Source organism: Ekhidna sp. (assembly GCF_965227465.1).
GTDB lineage: Bacteria > Bacteroidota > Bacteroidia > Cytophagales > Cyclobacteriaceae > Ekhidna.
In genome coordinates, this window is sequence record NZ_OZ245746.1 from 2506754 (window position 1) to 2529354 (window position 22601).

General features: G+C 39.0%; 20 protein-coding genes. 8 read left to right on the forward strand and 12 right to left on the reverse strand.

Going from position 1 to position 22601, the window contains the following annotated elements; translation table 11 throughout:
• Positions 1-137: 137 nt before the first annotated feature.
• Both ACO05G_RS10925 and ACO05G_RS10930 read right to left on the reverse strand, forming a co-directional pair.
• Complete coding sequence (locus tag ACO05G_RS10925; protein ID WP_421762812.1) at positions 138-554, reverse strand: hypothetical protein; 417 nt, start codon at positions 552-554, stop codon at positions 138-140.
• On the reverse strand, positions 544-2343 hold the full coding sequence (locus tag ACO05G_RS10930) for a hypothetical protein (protein ID WP_421762813.1): 1800 nt from the start codon (positions 2341-2343) through the stop codon (positions 544-546). Before ACO05G_RS10930 ends, ACO05G_RS10925 begins: the two co-directional genes overlap by 11 nt.
• A 109-nt stretch (positions 2344-2452) precedes the next feature.
• Between ACO05G_RS10930 and ACO05G_RS10935 the strand changes: the two genes are divergently transcribed.
• The gene (locus tag ACO05G_RS10935; protein WP_421762814.1) at positions 2453-3022 is read left to right on the forward strand and encodes a TlpA family protein disulfide reductase; all 570 of its coding nucleotides are present in this window, start codon (positions 2453-2455) and stop codon (positions 3020-3022) included.
• On the opposite strand, the gene ACO05G_RS10940 is transcribed toward ACO05G_RS10935, so the two are convergent.
• Both ACO05G_RS10940 and ACO05G_RS10945 read right to left on the reverse strand, forming a co-directional pair.
• Positions 3011-4021, reverse strand: coding sequence for an agmatinase family protein (locus ACO05G_RS10940; RefSeq protein WP_421762815.1), 1011 nt, complete (start codon positions 4019-4021; stop codon positions 3011-3013). The two genes, ACO05G_RS10935 and ACO05G_RS10940, sit on opposite strands and share 12 nt — an antisense overlap.
• Positions 4021-4509 carry a SixA phosphatase family protein gene (locus ACO05G_RS10945; RefSeq protein ID WP_421762816.1) on the reverse strand — a complete coding sequence of 163 codons (489 nt, stop codon included), beginning with the start codon at positions 4507-4509 and terminating at the stop codon, positions 4021-4023. The genes ACO05G_RS10940 and ACO05G_RS10945 overlap by 1 nt, the downstream gene beginning before the upstream one ends.
• Before the next feature lie 165 nt (positions 4510-4674).
• On the opposite strand from ACO05G_RS10945, the gene topA reads away from it, so the two are divergent.
• From topA to ACO05G_RS10965, 4 genes are read left to right on the forward strand one after another with little or no spacing between them, the layout of a single operon-like run.
• Positions 4675-7008 carry a type I DNA topoisomerase gene (gene topA / locus ACO05G_RS10950; RefSeq protein ID WP_421762817.1) on the forward strand — a complete coding sequence of 778 codons (2334 nt, stop codon included), beginning with the start codon at positions 4675-4677 and terminating at the stop codon, positions 7006-7008.
• A gap of 48 nt (positions 7009-7056) precedes the next feature.
• Positions 7057-7533, forward strand: coding sequence for an RNA polymerase sigma factor (locus ACO05G_RS10955; protein ID WP_421762818.1), 477 nt, complete (start codon positions 7057-7059; stop codon positions 7531-7533).
• A complete protein-coding gene (locus ACO05G_RS10960; RefSeq protein ID WP_421762819.1) occupies positions 7526-8122 on the forward strand; it encodes a hypothetical protein in 597 nt (198 codons plus the stop codon). The genes ACO05G_RS10955 and ACO05G_RS10960 overlap by 8 nt, the downstream gene beginning before the upstream one ends.
• A 4-nt stretch (positions 8123-8126) precedes the next feature.
• Positions 8127-8627, forward strand: a complete 501-nt coding sequence (locus ACO05G_RS10965) for a GNAT family N-acetyltransferase (RefSeq protein ID WP_421762820.1) — start codon at positions 8127-8129, stop codon at positions 8625-8627.
• Between the two features lie 46 nt (positions 8628-8673).
• On the opposite strand, the gene dnaN is transcribed toward ACO05G_RS10965, so the two are convergent.
• The 5 genes from dnaN to gldA all read right to left on the reverse strand — a co-directional run bounded on the left by dnaN (position 8674) and on the right by gldA (position 14084).
• Complete coding sequence (gene dnaN / locus ACO05G_RS10970; protein WP_421762821.1) at positions 8674-9798, reverse strand: DNA polymerase III subunit beta; 1125 nt, start codon at positions 9796-9798, stop codon at positions 8674-8676.
• 95 nt (positions 9799-9893) lie between these two features.
• The gene (locus ACO05G_RS10975; RefSeq protein WP_421762822.1) at positions 9894-10709 is read right to left on the reverse strand and encodes a hypothetical protein; all 816 of its coding nucleotides are present in this window, start codon (positions 10707-10709) and stop codon (positions 9894-9896) included.
• A gap of 77 nt (positions 10710-10786) precedes the next feature.
• Positions 10787-12463: a gliding motility-associated ABC transporter substrate-binding protein GldG gene (gldG, locus tag ACO05G_RS10980; protein WP_421762823.1), complete on the reverse strand. Its 1677-nt coding sequence runs from the start codon at positions 12461-12463 to the stop codon at positions 10787-10789.
• The gene (gene gldF, locus ACO05G_RS10985; protein ID WP_421762824.1) at positions 12460-13188 is read right to left on the reverse strand and encodes a gliding motility-associated ABC transporter permease subunit GldF; all 729 of its coding nucleotides are present in this window, start codon (positions 13186-13188) and stop codon (positions 12460-12462) included. Before gldF ends, gldG begins: the two co-directional genes overlap by 4 nt.
• Positions 13185-14084 (reverse strand): gliding motility-associated ABC transporter ATP-binding subunit GldA, encoded by a 900-nt coding sequence (gene gldA / locus ACO05G_RS10990; protein ID WP_421762825.1) that lies wholly within the window; start codon positions 14082-14084, stop codon positions 13185-13187. The genes gldF and gldA overlap by 4 nt, the downstream gene beginning before the upstream one ends.
• Before the next feature lie 132 nt (positions 14085-14216).
• Here gldA and ACO05G_RS10995 point away from each other — a divergent pair, with 132 nt between their 5' ends.
• The 3 genes from ACO05G_RS10995 to ACO05G_RS11005 all read left to right on the forward strand — a co-directional run bounded on the left by ACO05G_RS10995 (position 14217) and on the right by ACO05G_RS11005 (position 18288).
• Positions 14217-14741, forward strand: a complete 525-nt coding sequence (locus ACO05G_RS10995; RefSeq protein ID WP_348284094.1) for an NAD(P)H-dependent oxidoreductase — start codon at positions 14217-14219, stop codon at positions 14739-14741.
• A 2-nt stretch (positions 14742-14743) separates the two neighbouring features.
• Entirely contained in the window at positions 14744-15286 is a 543-nt protein-coding gene (locus tag ACO05G_RS11000) for a DUF1572 family protein (protein ID WP_348284093.1), read from the forward strand.
• A 113-nt stretch (positions 15287-15399) separates the two neighbouring features.
• The gene (locus ACO05G_RS11005; RefSeq protein WP_421762826.1) at positions 15400-18288 is read left to right on the forward strand and encodes a CHAT domain-containing protein; all 2889 of its coding nucleotides are present in this window, start codon (positions 15400-15402) and stop codon (positions 18286-18288) included.
• Here the strand turns inward: ACO05G_RS11005 and ACO05G_RS11010 are convergent, their stop codons facing one another.
• The 3 genes from ACO05G_RS11010 to ACO05G_RS11020 are packed head-to-tail and all read right to left on the reverse strand — an operon-like array spanning position 18289 to position 22600.
• Complete coding sequence (locus tag ACO05G_RS11010; RefSeq protein WP_421762827.1) at positions 18289-20346, reverse strand: OmpA family protein; 2058 nt, start codon at positions 20344-20346, stop codon at positions 18289-18291. It lies immediately after the preceding gene.
• A gap of 8 nt (positions 20347-20354) precedes the next feature.
• Positions 20355-21398, reverse strand: a complete 1044-nt coding sequence (locus ACO05G_RS11015; protein WP_421762828.1) for a PorP/SprF family type IX secretion system membrane protein — start codon at positions 21396-21398, stop codon at positions 20355-20357.
• Positions 21395-22600, reverse strand: coding sequence for a gliding motility-associated C-terminal domain-containing protein (locus ACO05G_RS11020; protein WP_421762829.1), 1206 nt, complete (start codon positions 22598-22600; stop codon positions 21395-21397). The genes ACO05G_RS11015 and ACO05G_RS11020 overlap by 4 nt, the downstream gene beginning before the upstream one ends.
• Between the last annotated feature and the right edge of the window lies 1 nt (position 22601).

The window sequence follows — 22601 nt, forward strand, 5'->3', positions numbered from 1 at the left end:
GAAATCATCTACCTAAAGCTCGCTTTTAGGTATTAAAACACTTTACTTAGTTGTAACTATGTAATAATTCGACTAATTGTACGCTTGCTATAACTAAAACCCTTACAATTCAGAGGTATATGGAATTGCTATATATATTAATCCAGCGTATGTAAATAGCTTTCTTGTTTGCCATTACGTTGAATATCCAGAAAGTCTGAGGTAATTTGTTTAACGATCCAATAAGTTCCATCCGAGAACACTAGTGAATCCGCAAATAGCAATCCACCGATCAATTTTGAGGCATTTGCTTTCCCGATGTAAATTGTATCTACGTTGCAATCGAGTGCTGATCTTATTTCAAAAATATCCAGTGAGTCGCTTGCAGATTCAATAAGCAACTTTAAAGAATCTTTACAATCTGTGGAGCTAACAATCTGCATCCAGGTTTTATCGCCAGACTGACCACTGAGTAATCTTTCGACCTGATAATCATAAAGACCAATCGGAAGGTCTTCCTCTGAACAGGATAGAATGGCAAAAAATAATGCGAATACTAAAAATTTATCTCGCATTTCCAGTCCTATCAATAACTACGTAACCCAATTCATCAGATTCAAGTGGAAGCTGCTCCTCAGGATAAAGTAGAATTGTTAGTTCTTGAGTAAGGTCATCAAATTTGAAGTCAACCGGTTTTTTTGAAATAGTTACCACTGTTCCCCAGTTGAGTTGACCTGTTGCGGTATAGCTAACAACAACAAAATTATTTTCCACTGCGGAAGTATTATAGATATAGAAGCTTTCCGCTCCAGATATTGTTGGAAGTGAGTCACTTTCGTATTGCACCGCCTCTGTACCTGGTAAATCAAATTCAAGCTTCCATTTTGACAATCTATCCGGCCCAAAGGATAGAACGTATCCTTTTTTCGCCTCCAAATCTGCGCCAAACGCTACAATCTCTTCCGGTGTTTTAACAGGAACACCTAGGGTCATCTTCCCTCCCTCCGGAGCGTCCTGTACAAACAAAGGATATCGTAACTCTTCATTTTCAGCATCTATTCCCCATCTGTTCCTCTCTTCCCAAAATTCTACTGAATTGGTGAGCCATTCAACCTGTCTTCTTGACCACACCTGCATGTCAGAAACGTATTTTGAAGCAGTTACATACTTCTTAAAGAAGCTTTCAATGTAATCAGTATACTTATTTTTTGCCGTCTCTAAATCGTCAGCTGTGATAGACTCAGCTAATAAATTCATGTTTTTAGCATCCTCAAGTGCTTGCTGATAGATGGCCAATTGAGAACCAATAAGTGCAGAATCCATTAATGCAGGATTTATTTGCAAATCAACCTGCTTGATGATTCTGGCCTCATACATTTCGATTTTTAACAATTTCTCAGCCGTAGATTCTGGATCGTATTTATCAAATTGTTCTAAGAGATCCGTTGGGAAATATCCGATCTCAACATTTTGACTACTTTTTACTTTAGATTTTTTATCACGTATTTCATCAGCATAATTTTTAATCATCGTCTTGAATAGTGCGATTCCTCCTCGAATCTCTGAGTAAGCAGTCCTTGCCCAGTTTTCAAAATCCCAAATCTCAATTGTTCCTGAGCGGATATTTGAAGCACTCATACCGTCAGCACCAAATTGATTAATCGCTTTCAATATGGGTTCATCACTATATTTATCTGAGCCAAGCTTTACCGCAAGTTCTTGCACACTTTTAGTATTTTCCAATCCCAACCTTCCACTTTCCTCAATCTTTTCAAGCTTTGATTGTACATCTGCATCTGCCCCTATCAACATGTTATTGTACATTGAAAATCGGGTAGTTAATGATTTGTATGCTTCCATGGCTGATTTTTGATTATTCTCAACCTTAATCACCCTTCTGTGCATTTCTTTTACATCTGCAATTCGACTTTCAATTTTCTCTACCTTCTTCTCAATATCCAAGTGGACGTCTGAAACTTTTATTCCAAACTCGCCTGTCCGAAGATCTCTTCTAAAAAAAGCCTGATAATACTCGTCTTTCTTTTTTAGCTCTTTTTCATCGATGAGTGATTTTGCTTTTTCAAGAAAGAATACGGCCGAATCTCCGACTTCATAAACTTTGGAAGAATCGCCTACCACATCATAATTCATAAAACGATCCTCTAACCACAAACCCATTTGAAGATTAGGATTTGCTTCCTCTGCATTTTTTGGATCAGCCAGGTATAGGAGAAGTTTTGGAACTCCCTCCTCGTAATTTTTTGCTGCCAATACAGGAAAAAGATCCTTATACTTGATTTTCTGGGCCTCTGATGAAAATACAGAGATTAAAAAGATGACTAAGGCTGTTAACTTAATTTTCATAAGGTGAGATTTTCTACATGCAATTTATAAAAATACTAGGTCTATTATAAAAGGATCAGAAGACGGAATTATTTACCTCATTTGAGTGTAATTAGATTTCGAACCCCCAATGATGATAAAAAAAATAAAAAGAGAGCTAATCGAATGGATCGTTCTAATCGTTGTAGTTGGAATAATCTATTTGGGAGGATGGCATACTGAGATCATAGGAAAAATTCAACAGCTAGTGCTAGCTACAGGGATGATAACTCCAACCTTGGTTGAGGAAAAGAAACCTGTTGATTATGACTTCTGGTTAGAAGATATGGAAGGTAACAGGCTATCATTTGAATCATTTAAAGGTGAGGCGATCTTCCTGAACTTCTGGGCCACCTGGTGTCCTCCGTGCATAGCAGAAATGCCAGATATTCATGCTTTATTCAAAGGAAATCAAGTAGCTGAATTCGTTATGGTATCCATGGATCAGGATGAAATGAAGGCCAAATCATTTATTATGAAGAAAGGATTTGAATTCCCAGTTTACTTTCTCCGTTCATCCCTACCTGAAACATATAATACACATTCCATACCTACGACCTATTTAATAGATAAAGAGGGATTTGTCAGGGTAGAAAACCACGGTATGGCAAAATATAATACTAGTTCTTTCAAACAGCTTTTAGTGGAATTATCTGAATGAGAGTAGCTTATTTGAAACTCCTGTAAAAGCAGCAAGTCTAAATAGTATCCTTGCGGCCACATTTGCATCCCAAGAGTCAGTCCCAGCCTCGCAAACATCAAATCCAACAATCTTCTTTCCTGATTTGACGACCTTTTCAAGCAGGTATATTGTTTCGTTAAACTTTAGTCCTCCCGGAACCGGGGTTCCTGTATTAGGGCAAAGTGAAGGATCTAATCCATCCATATCGAAACTTACATATACATTTTCGGGTAGGGTTTTCACGATTTCGTCCACTTGAGTATCCCATGATCTTCCTTGGACTTGATTCTTAAAAATCCCTTCATCATAAAAGACATGAATAGGCTTTTCTGATTTTTGAATATACGCTTCCTCTTCTTCACAAAAATCTCTTATGCCGACTTGTGTAAGAGATGTAATTTGATTCACCTGTAGGGCATTGTACATAATACTCGCATGCGAATACTCAAATCCCTCATACGCATTTCTTAAGTCCATATGTGCATCGATTTGTAAGATGCCCAATGATTGCCTACTTGCTAATGCCTTCATTAAACCTAAAGGAGAGCTGTGATCTCCTCCTATTACACCAACTACTTTACCGAGGTTTAATAAGGAGGTAGCTAATTCTTCAATTTTTTCATGCGTCTGCGTACAATATTCATTTACATAGCCAAGCTGATCTGCTTCTGGTTCCCTACCTGCCTCAAGTGCGCCAATAATATTTTTAGCTCTTCCGCGCTGAATTTCATTTTGGCTGGCAATGACTGTTCGATCATACATACCCATTTTAAGCTCCCATGGATTATGAATACTCAAAAGGGAAAGATCGAGTTGTGAGGATTCATCGAGAATTAAATCAGGCGCCTTGGAGGTGCCGTGACCGTAGGAAACAGTAACATCAAGATGTACTGGTAAAAAAATCAAATCTGATTCTTCCAAATTATAAGGAAGGCCGAAAATACTACCTTTCTTACCAACGTCACTTGGGTTATACATTAATGATTAGGATGATAATAATTATCAAAAATACCCGATCCCTGAGAGACCTCATTCCAATTCAGCTTTTCAAACTTGATTGTCACTACTCCTGCTGGAGACATATTACCAATAATTGCATTTGACAGATACTCTCCAAAAAAGGTTATTGTTGGATTGTGGCCAATAATGGCAATCTCCTTGTGGTCTTCCGGGAGTTCATTTAAAACAGCCAGCAGCTCTCTTAATGAGGCATTATAAACGACCTCTTTGTATTCAACAACGCGCTCATTCATCTCCAATTCTTCAATCAGGTTGAGTGCTGTTTCACGAGTTCTTACGGCCGTGCTACAAATTATTTTATCTGGATTGAATTGGTTATTAATCAAATGCCTGCCAAGCGCTCGGACAGTACTTTGGCCTTCTAAAGTAAGGGACCGATCAATATCTTTTTTGCCATTGGGATCCTCGGCATACGAATGTCTGATAAGATGAAGTTTTTTGTTCATCGGAAAGGTTGGTTTGATATAAATATAGCACAATGAATGATGTCACAGCAAATCATAGAAATTTCGATTTTTCAAAATTGTTTTGAACAGGATTTAAATAGTGGTGTTATGTTTACGGCCAAATTGTACATTGCTTACATCTTGTTTTGAAGGAAAATTGAATCCATGGGAAAAAATCTTGTAATTGTAGAGTCGCCAGCCAAGGCTAAAACTATTGAAGGGTATTTAGGTAAAGATTTTGAAGTGAAGTCATCTTACGGGCACGTGCGTGACTTACCAAAAGACGACTCGGCAATAGATATCGAGAATGGATTTAGCCCTACATATGAGATTTCGAAAGACAAAAAAGATGTCGTAAAAGAACTAAAAAAGCTGGCCAAAGCTGCAGAGACCATATATCTTGCATCGGATGATGACCGTGAAGGAGAAGCTATTTCATGGCATTTGTCAGAGGCATTAGACCTGGATGACAAAAAAACCCGACGGATTGTATTTAGGGAAATAACCAAAAATGCAATTCAAAATGCAATTCAAAATCCAAGAGGAATAGATATTGATCTGGTGAATGCTCAGCAGGCACGAAGAATTCTTGACCGCCTTGTTGGGTTTGAACTCTCTCCAATTCTCTGGAAAAAAATTAAAGGAGGCCTTTCAGCAGGTCGGGTACAATCTGTCGCTGTTCGATTAGTGGTTGAGCGGGAAAGGGAAATTGCTAAGTTCACTCCTGAACCGTCTTTCCGAATTACAGCTGAATTTAACCTGGAAGGTGGTAAAATTCTCAAGGCCGAATTGCCTAAAAAATTCAAGACCGAAGAGGAAGCCATGAGCTTTCTTCAGAAGTGTAATGAAGCTGATTTTTCAATCGAAAATCTGGAAACAAAACCAGCTAAAAAATCTCCTGCTCCTCCATTTACTACTTCCACTTTACAACAGGAAGCAAGTAGAAAACTGGGGTTTTCAGTCGCTCGAACCATGTCAGTGGCTCAAAAGCTTTATGAAGCCGGTAAGATCTCTTACATGAGAACTGATTCACTTAATTTATCCGATGAAGCTTTGAACGGAGCTGCTGCAGCCATTAAAGCCAACTACGGGGAGGATTATGCTAACAGAAGGGTCTTCAAAACAAAAAAAGCAGGGGCCCAGGAAGCTCACGAAGCAATCAGGCCAACTAATTTCAACGTACAATCTGCAGGAAAGGATGATGCAGAGAACCGGCTATACGATCTGATATGGAAACGCGCGATTGCATCGCAGATGTCTGACGCAAAACTTGAAAAAACAACAGCTACCATTGGTATCTCATCTACAGAAGAAAAATTAGTAGCAAAAGGTGAGGTAGTGAAGTTTGAGGGCTTTCTCAAAGTTTACATTGAATCTACTGACGAGGATAATGGTGAGGAAGAGAACACCAACATGCTACCTCCGCTTAACGTGGGACAAGCACTTGATCTTAAGGAAATGCTCTCGAAGCAAGGGTTTACGCGTCATCCTCCAAGATATACGGAAGCTAGTCTGGTGAAAAAACTGGAGGAGATGGGTATTGGGCGTCCCTCTACTTATGCTCCTACTATATCGACGGTCCAAAAAAGGAATTATGTAGAGAAAGATGCGCGCGACGGCAAAGAGCGTATCTCTATTGAGTGCCGATTAAAAGGTGGCGAAATAAAACGAGAAGAAGTTACCGAATTGACTGGTGCTGAAAAAAATAAGCTTTTCCCGACTAATACTGCGATGGTAGTAAATGATTTCCTTGTAGATCATTTTCCAAATGTGATTGATTATCATTTTACTGCTGATGTAGAGCAGCAATTTGATGACATTGCACAAGGCAAAACCGAGTGGAATAAAATGATTGACAAATTCTATGGTGGCTTTCATTCCACTGTGGAAAAATCTGCCGACCTGGATAGAGCAGCCGTTAATCAAGTGAGAGAAATTGGTGAAGATCCCAAGTCTGGTGAGAAAATTTATGCCCGCCATGGAAAATATGGTGCCTATGTTCAAAAAGGTGAGCTTATTGAAGGTGAAGAAAAACCGCAGTATGCCAGTTTGAAACACGGCCAGTTCATGGATACTATCTCCTTAGATGAAGCCTTAGAGCTCTTTAAACTACCTCGCGAAGTAGGTACGTTTGAAAACAAACCGATGGTCGCAGCTGTAGGGAGGTTTGGTCCCTACATCCGACATGATGGAAAGTTTGTTTCCATTAAGAAAGAGCAAGATCCACTCACAATTACCGAAGATGAAGCAGTACAGCTCATTCTCGACAAACGCGAAGCTGATGCTAATAAATACATCAAGACATTTGATGAAGATGAAAACGTAGCAGTACTCAATGGACGTTGGGGACCTTACATCAAGTTTGGTAAGAAGAATGTGAAAATCCCTAAGGATGTAGTTCCTGAGGAACTCACCTTCGAACAGTGCAAAGAACTCGCTGAAAAAGCACCTGAGAAAAAAGGAAGAGGTGGTAAAAAGGCCGCAACCAAAAAAAAATAAGCTCTCGATGAAATAAATCGGGAATTACTTACACTAACCCATCGTAGTGTGTCAGAGGATTTCTTTAAATCGTACGTTGAGGAGAATATGCCCTTAATTATGCATATATGCAGGGCCTATGCAAGAAACGAAGAATCTCTGAAGGATTTGATTCAGGAAGTCAGTTTACAACTTTGGAGGTCCTATACGTCTTTTCAGGGGAAGTCTCAGCTATCGACCTGGGTTTACCGTGTCACCTTAAATGTATGCATGTCTCATTCTAAACGAATGAAGAGAAAGGTGGAGACAGTTCCATTAGAGACACGAATTGATTCCATTGATGAAAATGATTCTGATAAAGAACAAATTGATAAGCTTTATGAAGGAATAAAGCAATTGAAGGAGTCTGACAGGGCAATCATTTTACTTTATCTGGAGGACAAGAGCTATAAAGAAATGAGTGAGATTCTAGGTATTACGGTAACGAATGTAGGAGTTAAAGTGAATAGGCTCAAAGAGAAATTAAAAGAGATAATCAATGGCTGAAGAGTTGGACATACGATCAGTCTGGAAAAAAAGTAAGGAGCAAATGGACGCCTCTTCTTTTCAGATCAATATGCTGGAACGAAAAGGTACACGAACTACCCTTTACTGGATAAGGACAATCCTACTTATTGAATTCTGGTTCAGTATTGTTTGTGTTCCGTTGCTAATCTGGCACCTCCGTGATAGAAATGAATCTACTGAATTTATTATTTTCTATCTCGTAGTTACAGTTATTTACCTATTCTACTATCAGTTTTTGATAAAAAAAATCAAGGGTTTCAATTATGATGGGAATGTGTTAGACAGCTTAAAGAAAGTCTATGGCTACCTAAGATTCTACTTGCTTCACTATAAAGTAGTCATATGGCTATCCATGACCGTGGGCCTTATTTATGGCTTTGTTGCCGAAGAAAATCACCAGAATCTGCAAAAAATAGACTCATTAGAGGGTTGGATATTTGCCATAGGATTTTCGGTTATCCTTACTGGAATTATTGGCGGAATCATGCACTGGCTGATACACATGATTTATGGTCGGAAAATCAAACGACTTAAGCACATGATTCGAGATTTAAGCACCGAAGACTAATTATATGGAACTCCACACAGACAGGTTAGTCATTCGGAATGCAGAAATAATTGATGCTCCTTTTTTTCTAAAGCTAATGAATACAGAAACCTGGATCGAACACATTGGAGATCGGAGTATCCATGACCACAAAGACGCTATTAATTACATTGAATCAAGTCTCATCACCAGTCATCAACAAAATGGGTTTGCCCTGCATGTAATGACTTTGAATAAAGCGCCTATTGGGATTTGTGGGCTCATTAAGAGGGACTACCTGGAGTATCCTGACCTTGGCTTTGCACTCCTGCCTGAGTATACCGGAAATGGATTTATACAAGAAGCCGGAACTGCCGTTTTGCATTCCGCCTTTGAAAAATCAGGAATATCCAAGGTTTTTGCAATTACTTCTCAGGAAAACCATCGATCTCAAGCCACATTAATGAGTCTAGGGTTTGAAGAATTAAATCCAATCAAAACTCCTGATAATCAAGAAGTTTTGCTTTTTGAGAAACAAAAAAAGTGATGCCTCCAAGCATCACTTTTAAAAATGTATTTTATTCGTATTAAAATTAAACCTGATTATTTAGCATAACAGGCATAACCAACATCAAAATATCTTCTTCATCATCCTTATCATTCGGAGTGATGATTCCTGCTTTGTTCGGCGCGCTTAATTTCAATGTAATTTCATCAGAATCTATATTTCCTAACATCTCAACAAGGAATTTGGCGTTAAACCCAATTTCTAAATCTTCACCATCATGCTCACATGATAATCGCTCACTTGCTTCATTGGAGAAATCTAAATCTTCAGCAGAGATCATTAATTCACTTCCTGTGATTTTAAGCCTTACCTGATGAGTAGTCTTATTCGCGTAGATCGCAATTCGTTTTAGAGAACTTAACAAGTCTCCCTTCTTTACAACCACATTATTGTTATTGTCTAAAGGAATCACGTTCTCATAATCAGGGAATCGTTCGTCAATCAATCGGCAAATCATCTTCACCTGATTAAAGTTGAAAAATGCATTTGAAGCGTTAAACTCCACATTCACATTAGTCAGCTCTGAAGGGAGCGTCGCTTTCAGCAATGTCAGCGCTTTCCTAGGAATGATCATGCTGTGGCTCATATCAGCCGCCACATCTACTCTCCTATACCTGATCAAACGATGACTATCGGTTGCTACGAATGTGGTATTTGTTTCATCGAGTTTTACAAATACACCTGTCATTGCAGGTCTTAGCTCATCATTTGAAGTTGCGAAAATCGTGTTGTTGATCGCTCTACCCAATACTTCTGAAGACATGTTAACTGCGTATCCATCAGAAACTGTTGGTATCTTCGGGAAGTCAGTAGCATTCTCTCCTGCCAATTTGTAACGACCATTATCGGAGTTGATCTCGATGCTGTAGGTATTGCTATCTATGGAGAACGTTACCGGCTGTTCCGGCAAATTTCTTAACGTTTCTAGCAAAATTTTTGCAGGAATCGCGATGCTTCCATCTTCTTTGGCTTCAACCTGCAACTCAGTGATCATGCTTGTTTGAAGATCCGATGCAGTTACCGTCAAATTACCGTCACTGATTTCGAATAAAAAGTTTTCTAAAATTGGAACAACCGGGTTTGTTGTTATCACACCGTTAATAGCTGACAATTGCTTTAAAAGGTAGGATGATGATACGATGAATTTCATATGTATTGTAAAGCTTAGTGATTGAGGGTTTTTACCCTGATTTTTCGGGTCGCTAATTTAAGCACAAATTATGAGATAAACAGTTGAAATTATGATCACTTAAGTCCTGCAGGACCTGTAAGAATTTGACTTACCCTTCTGGCATCCACCACCATTCGCTCCTCACCGTCCTTTACCATCAAGTGATATTGCTGATTATCAATTCTTGGAAAAACAGACAACACTGTTGGCTCATCCGATTTGATGTCATCCAAAGTGATTTTTGCCATTGGAATCGTCTGGCTCAGGCTGTCAAACTCCGGGAAGCGACCTTCAGAGATCATTTCGTTCGCCTGAAAGTATTCAAACTGATTTAAGAAGTTAATGACGGACGTGCTGTCATAGGGTTGATTCCCATTTACCAAAAAGAACTTTTCATCAAATTTAATTTCAATGGATTCACTTGCAGCAGATTCAATCAAAACTCTTTGTATGGTTCTCCACGTGCCCTCAAAAACCAATCTTTCTCTCCATTGATCCGGATGAAGGGTAAAAAAATCGATTACATTATCCCTATATCCAGGGACCGCAACCTCCATTGTTTTTCCATCACTAATGAAATAGGATTTAGTCTGTGTTGGATTGCTGGCAAACTGAAAGCGATAACGACTATTGAAATCAAATTCAACCTCAACAGCTCCTATAACATCCTGGTCCAGGTTCTCAAAGGTTCTTCCAACCTCTACTCGCTGCAAAACAGACAGCAAAGTATTTACAAACCCTTCATCTGCTTTAAAAGACTCATTTAATATCCATCCCTCACCCGTGAGTTCAAGCTTAATAATTTTATTATCAACATCAAATTGAATTTTACTGACTGCTGAAAGATCTTCAATGTCAAAGTATTTTGAACTGGAATCTTCACGACTCATTGAGTCTGAAAATAACAACCACAAATTCGTGATGAGTAACAAGGTGATAAGGATTATATATTTTAGGCTCTTACTCATCAGCTGGCATATTTTCTTTTCCTAAAAATCCATTTTAGCGCACCTATTACCAAAATGAGAAAGACAGGTAATCCAAGGTTAATCATCTGCCATTTTGTTCGCTCCTGACTTACCTTCACCCGATCCAATGGACGAATTTTTACTTCCCTTGATCGAGTTTCAATCAAACCTGAATCATCAACCAGGTAATCAAGAATGTTCAGGATAAACTCTTCGTTGGCATAGGTGGTTTTAGTGAATGGCTCAACACCCAATCCAAGAGGCTCACCTGTTTCCGGGTCAAGATCATTTCGAATGATATCACCATCTCCGATTACAATCACTTTGCCCGGCTCACCCTTTTCTACAAAAGTAGATTTGTCCACTCCTTTTGGAATAATCCGATTGGCATACAGAGAAGTAAACTTTCCTTCCAATAGATATCCAATGGTTTTAGGTCCATCTGTAAATTTCTCAGGTCGTAGCTTATCTCGCAAATCATTGAAGGCTACCCGCACAGGTGGTCCTAACAGTTTCGTGTATTGGCTGGTATTTATCAATGGTGTTTTGATGATACCAACTGCCTTTACGGTATCAATTTCTGATATAAATCGACCCAAAATAGCGTCTAGATTTCGTACCGATGGATGCTTGCTGAAATTAGTAAGCACAGGAAAAAACGGCCATGGGATCATTTGAATTTGTGGTTGGTTGCCCATATTTCCAGATACTACCGGAAATTGACCACTGTTGACATCCAGCACATAGTTTTGATTAACGCGCACACCATATCTGAATAACTGATCCGTCAGGTTCGTCTCGTAAGGAATAGCAACAGTACCTTCTCCTGATGCACTATCCATATTAACGCTTAGTGCATCAATAAAATAGATCAGATTTCCTCCTCGCATCAAGTACTGATCAATCAGGTATTTCTCTTGGTCGCTAAATGGCTTGGTCGGCTTTCCAATAACTACGGCATCATATCCGCTAAGGGACTGACGACCAGCAAGTGAAATATTGAACAAGTCAAATTTGGAAAGGACGGCAGACCTGAATCCAGCTATCTCTAGCGAATCAGGAGACCCGTGACCCAGTACGTAAGCTATCTTCTTTGTGCCACCATACAAGAGTTGCGCAATTGCTGATGCCAGTTCATACTCAAGCCCTTCAATACTTTGATTTAAGATCCCTTCTGGACCCGCTGCACTACTTCCTTTCAGTAGGTTGGCAGGTATTTCCTCCATGCCCATAGAAGCCAATGCTCCTGGAAAGATGAGCTTTTCCATTTTATCACCATCCGCATTTTTGTAATTCAAATTGGTGGCCTGAACTCCTTTGTTTATAAGTGACTGATAGTATTGATTTCTTGCCTGAAGGTTTGTTGCTTGTGCAGGGTCTGTGAATTTGTACTGGATTCGATTATTGCTTTCCAAAGCAAACTGATCGAGCATCTCACCAATCGATTTTTGAAAGCGTTCAAAATTTGAGGGTAAATCTCCATCTAAATAAACTTCAAAAAAAACATCCTGATCCAGTGAATTGAGTAACTCCTTTGTAGCATCAGAGATCGTGAAGCGTTTTTCTTCTGTGAGATCAATTTGTACTCGATACTTATCAGCAAGTTGATTTACTAACCATATGGAAAGCACGAGCGCGATCGTTTGTAGCCAAACAATTTTTCTTCCTTCACTCATCCTTTCTGTACGTTTAAAATGATACGTGTTACATACAAAAACAGGATGATCATGGAGAGAAAATAAACCACATCTCCCAGGTCAATGAGTCCCTTGCTTAAGGTTTCGTAATGGGCCAAAATACCTATTCGTTCAATGATGAAGGAGGTCTCGGACCAGATATTTATGGAGGCGATGGAATCAAAACCGGCATAAAAAACAAAACACAGAAAGGCAGCTAAAATGAAAGAGACAATTTGATTTCCTGTCAATGCTGAGGACAATATACCGATGGAGGTGAAAATACCCCCAAGCAATGCCAGTCCAATATATGAACCTATAATTCCAGCAGTGTCAATATTTCCTAACGGATTACCCAGATACGAAAGTGAGAAATAATAGATCAAGGTGGGTAGTATTGAGAAAATCACGAGTAAGAACCCCGCTAAAAATTTGCCGATGACAATCTCTATGTCTCTGAAAGGAAGCGTGTATAGCAATTCAATTGTTCCACTTCGTTTTTCTTCTGCAAAGGCTTTCATGGTGATTGCAGGAATCAAAAACATAAAAACATATGGAGCCAGAGAAAACAGAGTTTCCATACTTGCATATCCATAGTCCAGCACATTCGTCTCCGGAAACACCCACATTAAGAGTCCAATACCCGTTAGGAAGATTCCAATTACCACATAGGCTATTAAGGAATCCAGAAATTCATTGATTTCTTTTCGAAGAATTGTAATCATTTGTCCTTTGTCAGTTCGTGAAAAACTCCTTCCAATGATTGCTCCTCTTTGGCAATATTTATGAGTGGTAACGAATGCTCACCAGACAACTTCATAATAATCTTTCTTGGATCTTCTGAGGAAGATATCTGATATGAATTTTCAGTAATTCTAGAAATAGATAGTCCTGCATTTTCAAACAGTTCCGAATCAATAGGTGCCTCAAATTCAACCCGGTAGCTTGTAACCTCTGATTGGGTTGACTTAAGACTTTTTACCTCATCATCTGCTACAATCTTTCCTTTATTGATAATCACTACTTTATCACATAAAGCCTCCACCTCCTGCATAATGTGCGTAGATAAAATGACTGTCTTATCCTGACTGGCTTCCTTTATTACCTTTCGTATTTCAACAAGTTGGTTGGGATCAAGACCACTGGTAGGCTCATCCAAAATTAAAACCTGTGGATCGTGGATAAGTGCCTGTGCCAACCCCACTCTTTGTCTATATCCTTTTGAAAGTGCACCTATTCGCTTTTTCTGCTCCCTCTCCAACCCACACATTTCGATCATTTCAGATATCCTGTTCAATCGATTTTTCATTCCATAAGCAGATGCTATGAACCCCAGGTATTCCTTTACAAACATTTCCAGGTATAGTGGATTATGCTCAGGTAAATACCCTGTCAATTTTTTTACCTTCAACGGCTCTTTCGAAACGTCTATCGCATCAACAGTTACATTACCAGAGGTTAAACTAATGTAACCGGTGGCTATTTTCATAGTAGTCGATTTTCCAGCACCATTGGGCCCTAAAAATCCGGTGATTTTTCCCTTTGGAGCTTCAAAGGAAATATCATCCAGTGCCTTCTGACTACCATAAACTTTCGTAAGATGTTCTACAGCGATGGACATTTTGAACTAAAAGTCGTTCTTCGGGTTTACAGGTTTGTGTTTCTTTGCGGACCTAACTGTCCTGAAACGCAATTATCGGGCAAATATTCTTATATGCGTCCATAACTACAATATTGATTTAGAAAATCCTGTATGATCACTATCATTAGCGGCACCAATCGCAAAAACTCAATCTCCAAGCAAGTAGCACTTCAGTACCAGGAAATACTGAAGGAACATGACGTTGAATCTACGATTATTGACCTAGAGCACCTCCCTTCTGATTTTATTACGACAGCACTTTACGAAAATCAGGGAACAAATGTGGATTTTAATCCGGTGCGAGATCATATGAAAGAAGCTCAAAAATATGTGTTTATCGTGCCTGAGTATAATGGATCATTTCCCGGCATCTTAAAAACATTTCTTGATGGATTGGAATTTCCCGGAACTTTGAAGGGAAAGAAATGTGCTATCGTAGGGCTTTCATCGGGAATTCAGGGGGGCGTAATGGCTATGAGCCACTTGACCGATATTTTCAATTATCTTGGCATGAACGTTCTGGCCATAAAACCAAAATTGATACAAATCAATGGAAAGATGGCAAATGGAAAGATCACAGACGAATCCTACTTAAAAAGGCTAAAAGATCAGGCGAAAGCCATAATTGAATTTTAAGCATGCTGGAAAACCTAATCAAACTACTCTCCTATTACAAATCACTGGGTGAACGAACATTCGAAGCTCTTTCTGATGATGAGCTTCACCTCATTCCAGATTCAGGATCAAATAGCATTCCCATGATTGTTAAACACCTGTCAGGAAATATGCTTTCCCGATGGACTAATTTTCTCACTGAGGATGGTGAAAAAGATTGGCGCGATAGAGAGGGAGAATTCGAATCTACCATTAAGACAAGGGAAAAGATGTTGCAGAAATGGGAAGAAGGTTGGAAATGTTTTTTGGAAGCACTGAATGACCTAAACGAAGAAGATCTTAATAAAACAGTATTTATTAGAAATGAAGGTCATTCGGTCATAGACGCAATCCATCGGCAACTGGCCCATTATAGTTATCACATCGGTCAGATGGTTTACCTGGCGAAAATGATAAAGGGCGAAAATTGGGTTTCATTATCCATTCCTAAAGGTGGAACTGATGCCTTTAATCAGGAGAAGTTTTCCGTTGAAAAAACAGAAAAACACTTCACAGACAATCTTTAGTATACATTTTTCGATGTTGATCGTTGCTCATGGTTGATTGGTAGGAAAAACATAATCTTCCATTCAGATTATATTATCCTTGCTATTACAACTAGTTAAATAGTGCAGTAACAATGCGAAAGAGAATCACATTTTTATTTTTTCTACTATTCTCAATTGGATTGTCAGGTCAGACTTGTCTTCAGAAACTAGACAGTGCAGATAACTTTAAATATAGCTTTCCACTAAAGGCAAAGTTTTATGCCAATTCGCTTTTATCTGACCTGGATTCAGCTAAATGCGTATCTGAAATAGGCATTGCCGGGATTTACAATAATGTCGGACTGATTTTATGGGAGGTCAATGATAAGCAAAGAAGTATGTCTGCTTTTCTTAGCGGTATTTCGCAAGAGATTAAAAATAAGGACTCACTCCATCAGGATCTTCTAGGTTTATACTACAATATCTCCGCGCTTAATCAGGAGTTGGGCCGATTCGATGATGCAGGTAAATTTCTTGATTTAGCCGGAAGGGTAACACAAAAACATCATCAGAAAAACACTAAATCTCAAATTCGTTTGCTATACCGCACAGGTGTCTTTTATCGGGAAGTCGGAAATTTTGATGAAAGCCTGAAAGCACTTAATAAAGCGATCTCATTTGGACCTTCCTTAAACGACTCAACAGCCATTGCTCTACAAATTGAAATTGGAACTACCTACCGTCACTTCGGGGATCTGCAGAAAAGTGAAACCGAATTGGTCAAGGCTATAGAGATGGCAAAGGGTAAAGATGAAATTCAATATCTAAGAGCAATTGACAGACTTTCAGCTTTAAAAATAGAGCAAGGTGAGTACTCAGATTCAGAAAATTACCTCCTTCATAATCTCGAAAAAAAGAATAGCAGCTATAAGGATAATCCCATTATGATGCTGGAGACCTTAAATGGATTGAGCGTTCTATATTATCGACTCAATGATTTAAAAACTGCTAATGATTACATGGATCAAGCCTTGAATGTAGCTGGTGATATTCGAACGGTTAGACCCTATATGATCAATAATCTGGGAACGATTTACAAGAGACAAGGAGATATTGAAAAAGCTGAGGAGTGTTTCATCGAAAGCTCTAAAGGTTTTTTGGAGTTATTCGGATCCATGAATCCTGATTATGCAAGCAGCCTAAGCAACCTTGCGAGTATCTACAAGGATAGAGGCGAACTGGCCAAATCCCTAGACCTTTACATGAAGGTGTTGGATATGGATAAGGTGATCTATGGCACTGAGCATGCAAACTATGCAACCTCATTAAACAATGTTGCTCTCCTTTATCTTCAATTCGGAAATTTTTCACTCGCAGGAAAATTGCTTGAAGAAGCCAAGCGAATCAGGGCCAATACGCTGGGAAATTATCACCCTTTGTATATCAAAACAGTCAATGATCTCGGTTTGTATTACATGATCGTTAAGGATTATCAGTCCGCTATGAAATCATTTGACCATGCATTGGACGCAGAGATCAAACACATGCAAGATATATTTCCGGTATTGACTGACAATCAACGAAAACTTTATTTTGATGAAACCCGATACAATATTGAGCGATTTTGCTCACTTGCTTTCAGAGATGAGAACATAACCAGCTCGTATGCTGAGAATGCTCTAAATCACTTTCTTAATACCCGAGGTATCCTCTTTTACGCTTCTGAGAAGATGCGGAAACTCATTCAAAGTAGTGATGACGATAAAATCAAAGAGGATTACAACTCCTGGAGAGAAAAAAAATACAGTCTTGCCCAAGCTTATCTACTTACCGAAGAAGACAGGAAACTTAAAGGTATTTCCATCACCCAATTGGAGGAGGAATGTGCCTCATTAGAAAAAGACCTATCCAGGAAATTTAAAGTATTCGCAGACCAGGAAAAGACCACCTACCATCATTGGGCTGAGATTAGCAACGCCCTCAGCGATAGTACGGCAATGGTTGACATTATCCAGTACCGGGATTACTCAGTAACTGTAATTGATGAAAAAATTGATCAGGGTTTTGAAGATGAATCACACTATGTAAGTTTTATTGTCAAGAAGGATAGTGTTTTATTACCCGTAAAACTTGCCGCCATTGATTTTACACGAGGTTTTGCTACATATAGAAATGCACTGAAATTTGGGGTAAAAGATAAGTTAAGCTACAGTGTTTTTTGGGAGCCAATTGATAAGCATTTAGGTGATGTGAATAAAATATATATATCTCCAGATGGTATTTTTCATAAGCTTAACCCTGTGGTTTTTTATGACCCGTCCAATGATACCTACATGTCAGATAAGTACGATATTGTCAATATCACAAGCGGTAAGGACCTGCTTTACCGGGAGGAAAAAAATCTTTTAAGAGAAGCTAAAATTTTTGGAAATCCTGATTTCTCACGAATCGAAGGTTATGCCCTTAAGCAACTACCCGGTGCTGAGAGGGAAGCAGGAGACATTACTGAGATTCTGGATGTGAGAAGATGGAAAACGGAAACATTCTACTTTAATGAAGCCACTGAGGATCGAATTAAGAGCTTCGCTAATCCAGGCATCATTCACATTGCCACACATGGTTATTTTATAGAAGATCCTAATCACACGGATCCACTACACAGTTCCGGCTTATTTCTAAGTAAAAGCGAATCGGGAGAAAACGATGGATTGTTATCGGCATATGAAGCAATGAATCTGGTACTAGATCAAACCAATCTGGTTGTTTTGGCTGCATGCGAGACGGGGCTTGGAAAGGTTCAGAATGGAGAAGGTGTATTTGGATTACAACGTGCATTTTTGGTGGCTGGAGCACAAAATGTTTTGCTATCATTGGTTAAAATAAATGACCAGGCAGCCCGAAATTTTATGAACCTTTTTTATAAGGAATTGCTGACAGAACCAGATCCTCAACAAGCCTTTTTTAATGCCAGGGCACAATTCAGAAAAGTCGATAAGAACCCTTACAATTGGGGGGCTTACATCTTGGTGTCGAAAGGTTAGCTAGCTATCGTCATCAGTGATAAATAGCATAAAATCTGCTTCGCTTACCAGAAGCTGAATAGGTGAATCTTTAATTTTATCTTCTTTTAATCTGATGGTTTCTCCGGCGGAAATAATACTATTAATGTCTCCATTCCATTCCTTGATTTCCTGAATACTAACTCCTATCGCGTTAGCAATATCTGATAGTTTCGATGTTTTACGCACAATAAATGGTGTTGCTTTTTCAAAACTTATTGGTTCATTGGCTTTCACGATGATTTCCACTCTTCGTTTTAAAATACGTTTAAACCAATGATCATTATTTCCTTCAGACGGGAGCTCTCCTCTAGGCAAGACATTAACGATTGTTGGATCGACACCCAATGATGTGAGATACTCTCTGGTTGCAGCACCTCTATCCTCACTTAGTTTAATATTTGCCTTTATTGGACCGATACTATCCGTAAAAGCCAATATATCTATGGATCCAATTGATTTTCCTGCAACCTGCATCGCTAGCTCTTCCAAAGCCACCTTGCCTTCTGGTCTAAGAAAGGAAGATCCATAACTAAAAAATAATCTTTCAAATGGAACCTCTGTTGATTCCGTTTGACTCAACTCATCTTCCAGAATTTTAGGTTTGCCTTTGGATGGTTTTATGGGTTCGAATAAATCATATCCTGCGTAATCTTCAACCCTAAAGGTCACCAGGTCTAAAGAGGTAACATCCCTGAATTTGGAAGCCAAACGTGCATCTATTAAGGATTCTCCTGAAATCAATAATGAAAGAAACAATCGTTCATTACTAACTGGAAAACTGTACAAATTCAATATTTCATGGTCGACACGATTGGAAGCCATGAATCCAACGGTATCAGAAATATTGAAATAAGTATCGTCCCAGGTCGAATTAAACGGATCTCCCAGATTATATATCTCCGGTTCGAAAAAAGATTCCCCTTTTGCCGCATAGCTATCATATCCACCATAACCAATGTGACCATCACTCGCGAAGAGCAAGCATTGAAAAGCTGAGGAATAATATGGAGTAATTTCATTTTCCGGTGTATTTATAACGGCACCCATATTAATAGCAGGGGTCCAGGATTCTTTTTCTAAGCCTTTTAGACTGATCCATATATCATTGCCACCAACTCCTCCACTTCGATTCGATACAAAAAAAAGTGTATCTCCAGTGGCAGAAATCGAGGGGTGTATATTTTCGGAACCCACTTCGTTTATGTAAGCATTCAGAGCTACCGGATCAGTCCATCTTCCATCTTCTAAATAACTTACCATGATGGAGCATGAAGCACCATTTTGACCTCCGCATGAAGAAAAGTAAAACGTTTGACCATCTTTGGTAAAGGATCCTGATCCTTCAGACCATTTGGTATTTAAACTGGAAAATCGCTGTTCTGAAGAGTTTACCCTCCATCGATTATTACCTCTGCTCTCAAATGCCATCAAGTCAGGTAAAAGCCCCTCATATTGAAGTCCCTCATATTGTGTACCCGATGAATTACGAGTTGATACCATAACAAGGTGATCATTTGATGGATTAATTACCGCTCCAAAATCATGAAACTTAGAATTGATTTCATCCATGAAATTCACCGTGAAACCCTTATCCGTTTTTTTTTGCCTTAGAGCCAATTGACAACCCTCGCGTTGTTTTCTTGACAATTCAACCAGGTAAGGCTCAGCGTCTGGCACTGAAATCAAAAAGAAATAGATGGAATCCGCTTCTTCAAACTTACTTTCCTGCTTGAGTAGGTTTGCATAACTATATAAAGACCGTGCCCGATAATCATGGTCGGGAGTGTTACTAAGGACTAAAAAAGTGGATTTGGCCTTTTCATACTGAAGTGTACGATTAAAGCACTCGGCCAATCTGAATTTAGCAAGCTGATTATTTTCATCTAGTCCAACTACTTTTTCATAAAACTCTATCGCCTCAAAATATCGATCATTTTGAAATCGGTCATCGGCCATTTTAAGCAAACGAGGAACCGACTGAGAGAAGACAGTAAAACATAGTAAAGACAATACAATAGCTGGCAGTATCTTCTTCATTTCGAATATCAAAATATCGGACTCGATATATTTCTAAGTGGGTTTGACAGATCCAAATTGTAAGTTAGTGAAATCTCATAGGTTGGTAAGTTGCCACCTGATTCACTGTTAATATCAAAGGATTGGGTATTTAAATCAAAGCTAAAACCCAGCCGCAGATTATTTATTTCAAATCCTGTCAATACAATGATGGAATCTTCCAAACGATACCATGATCCTATTTGAAGTTGCACTGCGGTATTAGCCCTGGCAGAACTCACAAAAGTGGTAAAGTACACACCAGCGTTGATTTGCTGTTGTCCCTGAGAGTAAAGGACATATGTTGAAGGATGAATATACCAGCGAGGAGACAATGGCAGTTTAGCGGATCCAAATGCCTTCAACAGAAAACTCTTTCTTGATCCCTCGAAACCATCAAACTTAACATTGGGTCTATTCAAATTATCAACACTTATTCCCAGCAGCAAACTCTTGTCTCTTACATACCTATTCTCATTATCGTATGCCGTATAGATCACCCCAAAATTAAATGTTGGGTAGAGGATCGGGCTGGAGCCTACACTCTCTCCTGCGAACCGATTATCAAATCCCCAAAACTGATTAAACTGAGAACCCCACTCAAGTCTGGATCCATCTATTCGATGCTCGGTGACCCCTCCTTGTAGGCCGAATATCATAGATTGATTTCTTAAGCGACTTAATCTAATTGCATATGCACCTGAGAGTAGCACTTTCTTGGTATTGTAAACACCCTGAAAACCGCGTCTTTCCTGGAAAAATGTAATTCCTGCACCTCCTATTTGAAAGTCTTTGCTTGTGGTTCTCTTAAAAGGATAGGTAAAGGTCACTTGCATCAGCTCCAGAAAAGATGGCTGGCTTAACGAGCCTCCTCTTTTATAGTTGGAATTAAATGATAAGTTGGGAATGGTTCCGGTAAATGCAGGGTTTAATACCGATGTACTGGCAAAATATTGTGAAAATTGTCCTTCCTGACCATTTGTTGAAACGGTAATTAGTAGGATAAAAAAGCTGATCAAGCCAATTCTCTTCATCTGATCAAAATAAAAGACGCAGTTTTACTATTCGATCCCTCATCGGTAACAACTCGTACCGTGTAATAATAAACACCCTCAGGCGCATCCAAACCGGAATTCAGAACACCATTCCATCCATAATTGGAAAGATCAAGCTCATCTCCACTATCACTAGCCGTGTATACTTGTTTATTGAATGAATCGTAAACTGCTATAGATACTTCTTTTACGGTTGCACCCGCATAATAGGCTCGAAAAATTCGATTTTCTTCAATTGTGGCTGTGGGAGAAAAAGCATTGGGAACAAAAAGCGTTGGCTGATCAATACTTGGAATCAGGGCGATTGCAAATCTTCTTCCTTGTCCAGTAATGATAATATTTGAATTAGCAGTTATCACTCCTTGAGATTGATCTATACTGATATTCGAATTTGTAGCATTTACTTCATGAAAGAGCGTATCCACCTTGGAAAACAGAACTAAGCCAGGTCTCTCGTCCTTAGCCCGTATATTCTTTTCATTCGTAAGTGTAACTCCGGAATAATTAAATACCATTTGTGCTTCGAGCGAATCGTTAGCTGATAACTTAATCACCCACTCGACATCTCTGCTGATTCCCAACATATTTTCATCCAGGAATAGCGAATCACTATCGGGTTGCTTACACTCAACGCTCAAAATTGTGCCATTGGGTAAGTTAGAGATGGTCACATAATTTGGTGCTCCGTTTACGCCCATTGGAAATGTAATCGGATTCCCTCTGGATTTACCGAAAAGTTTACCCTCTACATATCCGGAACCATTATCCATCGTGCTTCCACTCACAAAAATGGCATCAGCATCAGCCTCAATAATTCCGTTTTCAGTTATAAACTCACCTAAAACATCAATAGGACTCGTTAGCAACTGTAACGTGCCTTGTTTATTTACAATAAAGTCATTTACCTTAATTGAATCTATCTCAATCGTATCTCCAATAAGTTTTTGATTATTCACTCCTGTAAACTTAATGCTTCCGATATCTCTATTCTTCACTAAATCCATGTCACTATAACTGACTATGGTACCAGAATTATTTAGCAATCCGTTTAGTGTAGTATTACCACCAAAGAAAAAGATGGCACTATCGCCTAGGTAAACAGTAGTCGAGTCTCCTAAATTTATTTGAGCGGCTGAAGTCAGACCACAAAAAATAAGTATTGAGAAAATTAATTGCCTCATA